The sequence below is a fragment of the Dyadobacter flavalbus genome (assembly GCF_006149045.1).
Lineage (GTDB): Bacteria > Bacteroidota > Bacteroidia > Cytophagales > Spirosomataceae > Dyadobacter > Dyadobacter flavalbus.
Map to the genome: position 1 here is coordinate 1 of NZ_VBSN01000012.1, position 829 is coordinate 829.

General features: G+C 42.5%; 1 protein-coding gene. It reads left to right on the top strand.

Features of this window, described 5'->3' with window-relative positions; all coding sequences use genetic code 11:
* The coding region (locus FEM33_RS01520; protein ID WP_229214032.1) for a transposase at positions 1-811 on the top strand (811 nt) is incomplete at its 5' end.
* Between the last annotated feature and the right edge of the window lie 18 nt (positions 812-829).

The following is an 829-nucleotide window of genomic DNA, read 5'->3' on the forward strand; positions in this document are numbered from 1 at the left end:
TGACCCACATGAGCTGGCATCATTAGTAGACGTTCGCATGAAAAAGTCTAAAGAGGAAATCGCTCAATCCCTTCAAGGATGGTGGAGACCAGAATTGTTATTCGAATTAAAAGTCGCCCTGGATTTTTACAAACTCTACCAAGAATCTCTTTTAACTTGTGATGGGGTCATCGAGGAAGCCCTAAGCCGCTGTGTGCCTGAGGAGTCTGTTTTGAAACCAGTTGTAAAAATACCCTCAGATAAAAAGAAGCAGAACAGTAAGAATGCGCCTACTTTCAACGTCTCCCAGATTGCGTTAAGGTACTTTCAAACTGACTTGTTTGCCATCTCTGGTATTGGCAACAGTACAGTTCTATGCTTACTGACCACGTTGGGTAAGGATATTCATAAGTTTGCCACTGCTAAAAGCTTTGCCAGTTGGTTGCGGCTAGTGCCCAATAATAAAATCAGCGGTGGGCGTATTCTAAGCCATCGTACACCGGCTGGCAAATCTTATATAGCTACAGCCTTACGGCAGGCAGCCAATTCAATTGGAAATCAGGCCAATCATGAACTGAATCCTTTCTTTAAACGAATTGCTTATAAAAAAGGCCGAGTCGCTGCCATCACTGCTACTGCCCGAAAGCTGGCGGTGATTATTTGGAATATGATCACCAAAATGGAGCCTTATCAGAAAACACAGCTTAAAGCCAATGATCAACGAACCAAGAAAGCTGGCATCCGGCAAGTGCAACGGCGTTTAGCAGCTTTGGATTTAAGTCAAGACGAGTTGATTACTTTGTTTTCAAACAGCTCTTTTTCAAATAGTTAATTGATTGTTGTATAGAAA